Origin of the sequence: Pseudoalteromonas lipolytica (assembly GCF_003515105.1) — a bacterium.
GTDB lineage: Bacteria > Pseudomonadota > Gammaproteobacteria > Enterobacterales > Alteromonadaceae > Pseudoalteromonas > Pseudoalteromonas lipolytica.
The window spans coordinates 20,380-27,500 of the sequence record NZ_CP032090.1 but is presented as its reverse complement, the minus strand read 5'-3'; the positions used below and the strand labels follow the sequence as shown (position 1 = coordinate 27,500).

Genomic DNA, 7,121 nt, shown 5'->3' with positions numbered 1-7,121 from the left:
AAGTTCCGACCTGCACGAATGGTGTAACCATGGCCACGCTGTCTCCACCCGAGACTCAGTGAAATTGAAATCGCAGTGAAGATGCTGTGTACCCGCGGCTAGACGGAAAGACCCCGTGAACCTTTACTACAGCTTGGCACTGAACATTGAACCTACATGTGTAGGATAGGTGGGAGGCTTTGAAGCAGAGACGCTAGTCTTTGTGGAGCCGTCCTTGAAATACCACCCTTGTAGTTTTGATGTTCTAACGTTGGCCCCTAATCGGGGTTACGGACAGTGCCTGGTGGGTAGTTTGACTGGGGCGGTCTCCTCCCAAAGAGTAACGGAGGAGCACGAAGGTTGGCTAAGTACGGTCGGACATCGTACGGTTAGTGTAATGGTAGAAGCCAGCTTAACTGCGAGACAGACACGTCGAGCAGGTACGAAAGTAGGTCATAGTGATCCGGTGGTTCTGAATGGAAGGGCCATCGCTCAACGGATAAAAGGTACTCCGGGGATAACAGGCTGATACCGCCCAAGAGTTCATATCGACGGCGGTGTTTGGCACCTCGATGTCGGCTCATCACATCCTGGGGCTGAAGTCGGTCCCAAGGGTATGGCTGTTCGCCATTTAAAGTGGTACGCGAGCTGGGTTTAGAACGTCGTGAGACAGTTCGGTCCCTATCTGCCGTGGGCGTTTGAGAATTGAGAGGGGTTGCTCCTAGTACGAGAGGACCGGAGTGAACGAACCGCTGGTGTTCGGGTTGTCATGCCAATGGCATTGCCCGGTAGCTACGTTCGGAACTGATAAGCGCTGAAAGCATCTAAGCGCGAAGCAGGCCTCGAGATGAGTTCTCACTAGACTTTTAAAGTCTCTGAAGGGCCGTTGAAGACTACAACGTTGATAGGCAGGATGTGGAAGTGGTGTGAGCCATTAAGCTAACCTGTACTAATTACCCGTGAGGCTTAACCATACAACGCCAAACGCGTTTTATGACAGCGTAACAGACAGAAGTTAGTATACTAAAGTAGATTTACGATTATCAGATTTCCAGATTTTAGTTAATTGCGAATGCGATTAACGACCAGAATATGCTTGGTGACAATAGCGTTTTGGACCCACCTGACCCCATGCCGAACTCAGTAGTGAAACGAAACAGCGCCGATGATAGTGTGGCATTTGCCATGTGAAAGTAGGACATCGCCAGGCTCCTAATTAGAGAAACCCGTTGCAGCAATGCAGCGGGTTTTTTGCGTTCAGGGCTAAATCGTCCAGTACCATACTGAGATTGCATACAGAGATAAAAAGACGCATAAGCGCAAGGTGAAGAGACGTAGGAGATGTATGGACTCCTCCCCTAAATAGGGTAAGTACGGTATAAAGAAATTGCAAAACCACTTTTACCAATAAGGAATCCATACATGTCAAAATTTAACTTAATTTGTATCGACTTGGCAAAAAATGTTTTTCAAGTCGGTCAATTTTTTCATCAAAAACTACAAAGTAATAAAGCGGTAAGCAGAAAAGAGCTACTGTCGATACTCACCACGTCTCCTCGTTGTAAAGTTGTTATGGAATCATGTGGCGGTGCTCATTATTGGGCACGCAAAGCGCGTAGTGTTGGTCATGAAGTCGTGATTCTAGACCCTCGATTTGTCAAAGCATTTAGGATTGGCCAGAAAACAGATGCAAACGATGTTATTGCAATAGCTGCGGCTTCTTTCTCACCCAATGTTCGCCCGTGTAAATCACTGACACAAGCACAGCAAAGCCTACAGTCGATAGAGCGAATGCGTGCGTTAGCTGAAAAGCAGAAACGGCAGTTGGCGAATCAAATCAGAGGCTTGTTACTTGAATTTGGAATTGTAATCAAGCAATCAGAATGCGCGTTTAGGCAGGCTATCCCTGAGATTTTAGAAGATAGCGATAATGGGTTAACCGCTGGTTTAAGGCAGTGTATAGCGCAGTGCTATGAATTATTTAAAGCCCAATCAACATTAAAAGAAACATTAAATGAGTTACTGACAGGCTTAGTAAAACAAGATGAGCAATGTGAACGCTTACTGGCTCTTGAGGGCGTAGGGCCTATCACTGCGGTTGGTTTATTAATTAGCTTAAGTGACACAACCCATTTTACGAGCGGACGTAATGCAGCAGCCAATATTGGCGTCACCCCACGTCAGCACTCAAGTGGTGGAAAAGTGCGAATAGGCCATATAGCCAAATACCGCGGAGAGATGATATTACGAAGTCACTTATTTCTGGGGGCCAGAGCGGTCATCAATCAGTTAAAGCATCGCGAGCCAAAAACGAAAAAAGAGCAATGGCTCAAAGCATTAGTTGAAAGACGCGGTGTGAAGTGCGCCGCCATTGCGTTAGCAAATAAAACAGTTCGGACGGCGTATGCCATGCTGAAAAAGGGCACGCGTTATGAACCAAGCCTACTAGCAAATTAACATTTAGTCTTCGATAACAGAAATAACTGTATTGACCAAGAACCTGCGTTAAGCGGTTAGACCCACCCTTGATAGCCTGTAAAGTGATTAGTGTGTTAAAACACCGAGTAGGAGAAGAGGCACAAGGGCGCGAATACATCATAGGGCCGAGGTAGCTCCTCATTATGAGCCCGCATATAAGTACGCAGTCTAACAAAATTAACGAAGGGTATTGTGCAATAGGAGGAGTCCATATAAGGTACTTTAGTGCCGAAGTACCTGATATGCCCTTCATACATAACCCCTAATATTCACGGCGCTGTGTCTGGCGAATTACTTGATATATCACACTGTTCTATTTCTTTTACATCTGCGCGGCCATCGCTTAGGTAGCATTGTTCTAGTAAAGAGCAATAGCAGATCTCGGTTTTGATGCTATTACGTTGCTTGTTTACTTTGTCCCATTGAGTTTCATTAAATCCCGTTCGCTTGAAACCAAAAAGTTTAAGTTCGCTGCCAGATGCCAGTAAACGGTTATCACTGGCACTCGTCATAATCCAGCCAAATGCTTCGAAAATATTTATGTTGGGAGAATCATCTTGCAGAGTTTGTAGCTGTGTTTCATATGCTTGTGTATCAAAACAGCATGCAGAAATTACTTTATAGATATCTAAATATGATTGGTCGTTATAGTGATACTTCACATACTTTACTATCGCAGGTCCTGATCCTGAATTAGTGAGTACAAAGGTGATTTCAGGTAGATTTTTTTCTTCATCATAATTCCCCGTCATAACTTCAAGCCAAGGCCATGTGGCGGCTTTTACTTGTCGTTCTGCAGCATTTGCTTGCAGGTATGTGGCATAAAAAGACGCTGCTGAAATAATAATGGCACACAGTGCGAGAAAGAGGTTTAGGCGCTCATTGGTAAACCAGGCTTTAGGCTGTTTAGAGTCGTCGGGTTTAGTACTTACCGTGGTTGATTTTGGTTGGTGTTCATCGCTTGCCTCTTGCTGATGTGTCTCAAGAGTTGATTCGGTGACGTCCTTTTGTTGATTATCCATGACTTTGTCGTTGTTATTTTTATAGACTACTAAAGATACAACTTTAATTGGATATATAAAAGAGACAGGGAGTAAAACTCCCTGATTTGGTATTAACTATTTGAGATAAATACGGTGAGCTTTTCGCCTACTCTTAGACTATCCCTAGAAAGGTTATTCCATTGCTTTAGTTTTGTTATGCTGACTTTGTATTGCTTTGCTATTTTCCATAAGCTGTCGCCTGCTCTTACTTTGTACTCAATTTGTTGATCAGCTAATTGCGGTAATATGAGTTTTTGACCTACGCGAATAGTGTTCGTTTTTAAGCTATTAAAGGTTTTAAGCTGGCTGACAGTCACTTTATAACGTTTTGCTATTACGCTTAAGCTATCGCCGCGTTTTACGGTGTAATGTTGCCACTGGCTGTAATCATTACTTTTCTGATTTGCTAACAGTGTTTTAAAAGTCGACTGTTGATCTTTTGGTACCACAATATGTGGCGCATCTATTACTGCAGGGTAGCGAATTACGCCATGGTTTAACTCTTCGAGTTCTTGCCATTTTGCTTTGTCAGCTAAGATCACAGCCCCTGACACAGGCAAGATGCTAATTGCTTCTTCATTTTTAATCGACGGAAAGACCATTTTTTGATGTTTAAGCAACTGTGCCGCAGCGAGCAACTTGGGCACATATTGACGAGTTTGTGATGGTAGTTTTAAGCTGAAAAAATCGGTTGGTTTCCCTTGCTTCTGATTACGAGCAATGGCTTGTAACACTCGCCCCTCACCGATATTGTAGGCAGCAATAGCATGATACCAATCGCCATCAAAGCGTTTATAAAGATACTCTATAAAATCAAGAGCTGCACGTGTGCTGTCAATCACATCTTGGCGACCATCATACCAAGGAGTAATTTTTACTTTAAAGTATTTGGCGATTGAAGGAGTAAGTTGCCATAAACCTGATGCATGCTTGTGCGAATAGGCACTGGCATCAAAATCGCTCTCTATAAGCGGCATTAGGGCAAGTTCTATGGGTAAGTCACGGTTTTCTACTTCTGTGACGATATGATACAAATACGGCGCTGCGCGGCGGCTTATTTCTTCCATATAATTCGGATGAGTAAGGTACCAAGCAATGCGCTTTTGTACATCAGGATGACTTGAATCGCTAAACTGCAGTTGAACGCGAATACGCTGCCACACATCTTCAAGTTCACTTGGTTTTAGCGGTGGCACCGCATCTACTTGTTCTGTTTTAGATTCTGTAACCACAGTATCTGGATTTGCCTTAATTATGGGCTTCTTTTCAGTGAGAGACTCAGGGGCAGTCTGACAGCCTGTTACAATAAGACAAACAACAAGGCCTAAAAATCGATTTAAAAACACGTATTAAAATACTCCGTTAACTTAGGTGCGGGTAAACTAAAGCGCCTAAGCTTAACATAGGGTGAGCTAAAAATGACCATTAGATTAACAACGTGCTAACTCACTCACCCAATTGAAATTAAAATGAAATACTAACTTGTAACCCAGCATAACCATGGTTTTGTGCCTCCCAATAGCGGCTGTCTATTTCTCGGGCTCTGGCATAGATCTCTATTCTGAATGGCTTAGAGTCCACGCCTATACCAACACCCACATAGCCATCGATACTATTGTTATCGTCATCGAAGCGGTCGTTATAGTCATGGTCTTTTCGGTCGTCGTAGAAAGCAAGCTCAATTAAATCTAAGCCTACTTCACCATAGACAAAAAAGTCACTGAAATAGCCAAATTTTATGCCAGTATCGAGGGTTAAAAATGTCTCCCGATCACCTTTTTTAGTAAACACTTCAGCTGACCCAAGCGCTGTTGTCAATGCTGCGCCAAAATTGCTGTTGTTATTTTTAGCCATAAATTCGACACCTGCCGAGGTGATTGAGTCAGTGCTATTACGTTCTGACTTCACAAACAGGTTTATATTAGGGTTGTCATAAATCCCTGCAAAGCTTGTAGAAGGAATTAAGGCAAGTGGTGCAAAAAGTGCTAAGCCGAGATATTTCATATTGAATTTAATCCATTAACTGTAATGGGTACAATAATATCAATCTTGGTGAGTTCTAATTGTAAGAAAATGTTCTAAATTGGCAGGTTAGCCGACAATGTGTGCTCAATTTAATATCGCTATATTGTAATTTTTAAAGATCTTTAATCTTCACTGCGGGGTTACCTGCTACTAGGGTATTTGCCGCGACATCTTTAGTAACTATTGCCCCAGCGCCAACTACGGCATTATCAGCAACTTTAATACCTGCAAGTATAATCGCGCCAGCACCAATCCATACATTGTTGCCAATGCTAATCGGCGCTGCAAAATTAGCTTTAGCTAAACGCTCGGTGGGGTTTGCTGCATGCGATACTGCAAGAATTTGCACATTTGGGCCAATTAAGCAGTCATTGCCTATGGTAATTTGTGCATCAGATAGCGGCGCATCAAGCACAGTACAGTTAATATTTATGAAGGTTCGATCTCCTATTTTAATACCACTGCCATAATCACAATGAAAACCCGCTTCAATAACGACCTGTTCACCACACTGAGCAAACATGCCTTTTAGTCGTTTTAAATTGCCTTTACTGGGACTTTTGGCAAATAAACGGCAAATCTCATGTGCGTTTTTACGCTGTTCAATCAGGGGTTTATCTAGGCTATTAAACTCTTTCATGGTGATCAGTCTTAGTAAATTCTAAAGATAGCTTATCGCGTAAAAGTCAGAGATCAAAATAAACTTAGTGGGGTTATAAAACATTCACTTGCCATTTATATTGTTTCGTTTAAAATCCCGTAACTTTCGAAACGAAACTTATGTGATCAGGTTAATGACAAAACGAAACACTCAACAACGTCGTCATACAATATTAAGTCAGGTTAATGAACTTGGCGAAGTAGCCGTTGAAGCGCTGGCTGAGCAGTTTCAAACCTCCGAAGTGACCATTCGTAAAGATTTAACAGCGCTTGAAAAAAGTGGCTTATTACTGCGCCGCTATGGTGGGGCTATTGCATTACCGCAAGAGATTGTGAGTGATGAAGAAGACTCAGTACGTAAAATCGCAATCGCTAAAGCGGCTGCGGGCCTTATTAAAGATCATAACAGAGTGATCATAGACAGTGGTCGCACAACGGCTGCCATGATCCCTGAGCTTGCAAGTAAACGTGGCCTAGTAGTAATGACAAACGCTATTAAAGTAGCTAACCGTTTATTAGCGCTGGAAAACGAACCGACATTATTGATGACCGGCGGCACCTGGGATCCGCATTCAGAATCGTTTCAAGGCCAAGTTGCAGAGAACGTTTTGCGCTCTTATGACTTTGACCAACTGTTTATTGGTGCCGATGGCATTGATGTAGATAGAGGCACAACGACCTTTAATGAATTAGTGGGCCTTAGCCAAGTAATGGCTGAATCGGCTCGTGAAGTCGTTGTTCTTGTTGAGTCAGATAAAATAGGCCGAAAAATACCGAATTTAGAACTGCCTTGGCAGCAAATTACCACACTTATCACAGACAACAACCTTAGCGAAGAGAAACGCGAGGCGATAAGAAAATGTGGTGTGCAGCTGATTTGTGCAGACATTGAATAACCCGTAATAAGACCGACAACACCTTATTACATAAATTTTA

6 protein-coding genes and 2 rRNA genes (1 of these 8 running past the window's edge) are annotated in these 7,121 nt (G+C 42.9%); 4 read left to right on the top strand and 4 right to left on the bottom strand.

Annotated elements, in window-relative coordinates; genetic code table 11:
• The 3 genes from D0907_RS00090 to D0907_RS00080 all read left to right on the top strand — a co-directional run.
• Positions 1-953 (top strand): 23S ribosomal RNA (locus D0907_RS00090) (it extends 1,933 nt beyond the left edge of the window).
• Positions 954-1,074: 121 nt separating this feature from the next.
• A 5S ribosomal RNA gene (rrf, locus tag D0907_RS00085) occupies positions 1,075-1,189 on the top strand.
• Between the two features lie 212 nt (positions 1,190-1,401).
• Positions 1,402-2,436 carry an IS110 family RNA-guided transposase gene (locus D0907_RS00080; protein ID WP_118843859.1) on the top strand — a complete coding sequence of 345 codons (1,035 nt, stop codon included), beginning with the start codon at positions 1,402-1,404 and terminating at the stop codon, positions 2,434-2,436.
• 290 nt (positions 2,437-2,726) lie between these two features.
• On the opposite strand, the gene D0907_RS00075 is transcribed toward D0907_RS00080, so the two are convergent.
• The 4 genes from D0907_RS00075 to D0907_RS00060 all read right to left on the bottom strand — a co-directional run bounded on the left by D0907_RS00075 (position 2,727) and on the right by D0907_RS00060 (position 6,165).
• The gene (locus D0907_RS00075) at positions 2,727-3,479 is read right to left on the bottom strand and encodes a hypothetical protein (RefSeq protein ID WP_118843858.1); all 753 of its coding nucleotides are present in this window, start codon (positions 3,477-3,479) and stop codon (positions 2,727-2,729) included.
• Between the two features lie 92 nt (positions 3,480-3,571).
• Entirely contained in the window at positions 3,572-4,846 is a 1,275-nt protein-coding gene (locus D0907_RS00070; RefSeq protein ID WP_118843857.1) for a LysM peptidoglycan-binding domain-containing protein, read from the bottom strand.
• A 118-nt stretch (positions 4,847-4,964) separates the two neighbouring features.
• Positions 4,965-5,504 (bottom strand): hypothetical protein, encoded by a 540-nt coding sequence (locus D0907_RS00065; RefSeq protein WP_083202792.1) that lies wholly within the window; start codon positions 5,502-5,504, stop codon positions 4,965-4,967.
• A 133-nt stretch (positions 5,505-5,637) separates the two neighbouring features.
• The gene (locus D0907_RS00060; protein ID WP_118843856.1) at positions 5,638-6,165 is read right to left on the bottom strand and encodes a sugar O-acetyltransferase; all 528 of its coding nucleotides are present in this window, start codon (positions 6,163-6,165) and stop codon (positions 5,638-5,640) included.
• A 154-nt stretch (positions 6,166-6,319) separates the two neighbouring features.
• Here D0907_RS00060 and D0907_RS00055 point away from each other — a divergent pair, with 154 nt between their 5' ends.
• Complete coding sequence (locus D0907_RS00055) at positions 6,320-7,081, top strand: DeoR/GlpR family DNA-binding transcription regulator (protein ID WP_036973640.1); 762 nt, start codon at positions 6,320-6,322, stop codon at positions 7,079-7,081.
• Positions 7,082-7,121 lie beyond the last annotated feature (40 nt).

Excerpts from the sequence above, each read along its gene's own strand:
- D0907_RS00080 (WP_118843859.1), top strand. The coding sequence starts at position 1,402 with ATGTCAAAATTTAACTTAATTTGTATCGACTTGGCAAAAAATGTTTTT.
- D0907_RS00075 (WP_118843858.1), bottom strand. The coding sequence starts at position 3,479 with ATGGATAATCAACAAAAGGACGTCACCGAATCAACTCTTGAGACACAT.
- D0907_RS00065 (WP_083202792.1), bottom strand. The coding sequence starts at position 5,504 with ATGAAATATCTCGGCTTAGCACTTTTTGCACCACTTGCCTTAATTCCT.
- D0907_RS00060 (WP_118843856.1), bottom strand. The coding sequence starts at position 6,165 with ATGAAAGAGTTTAATAGCCTAGATAAACCCCTGATTGAACAGCGTAAA.
- D0907_RS00055 (WP_036973640.1), top strand. The coding sequence starts at position 6,320 with ATGACAAAACGAAACACTCAACAACGTCGTCATACAATATTAAGTCAG.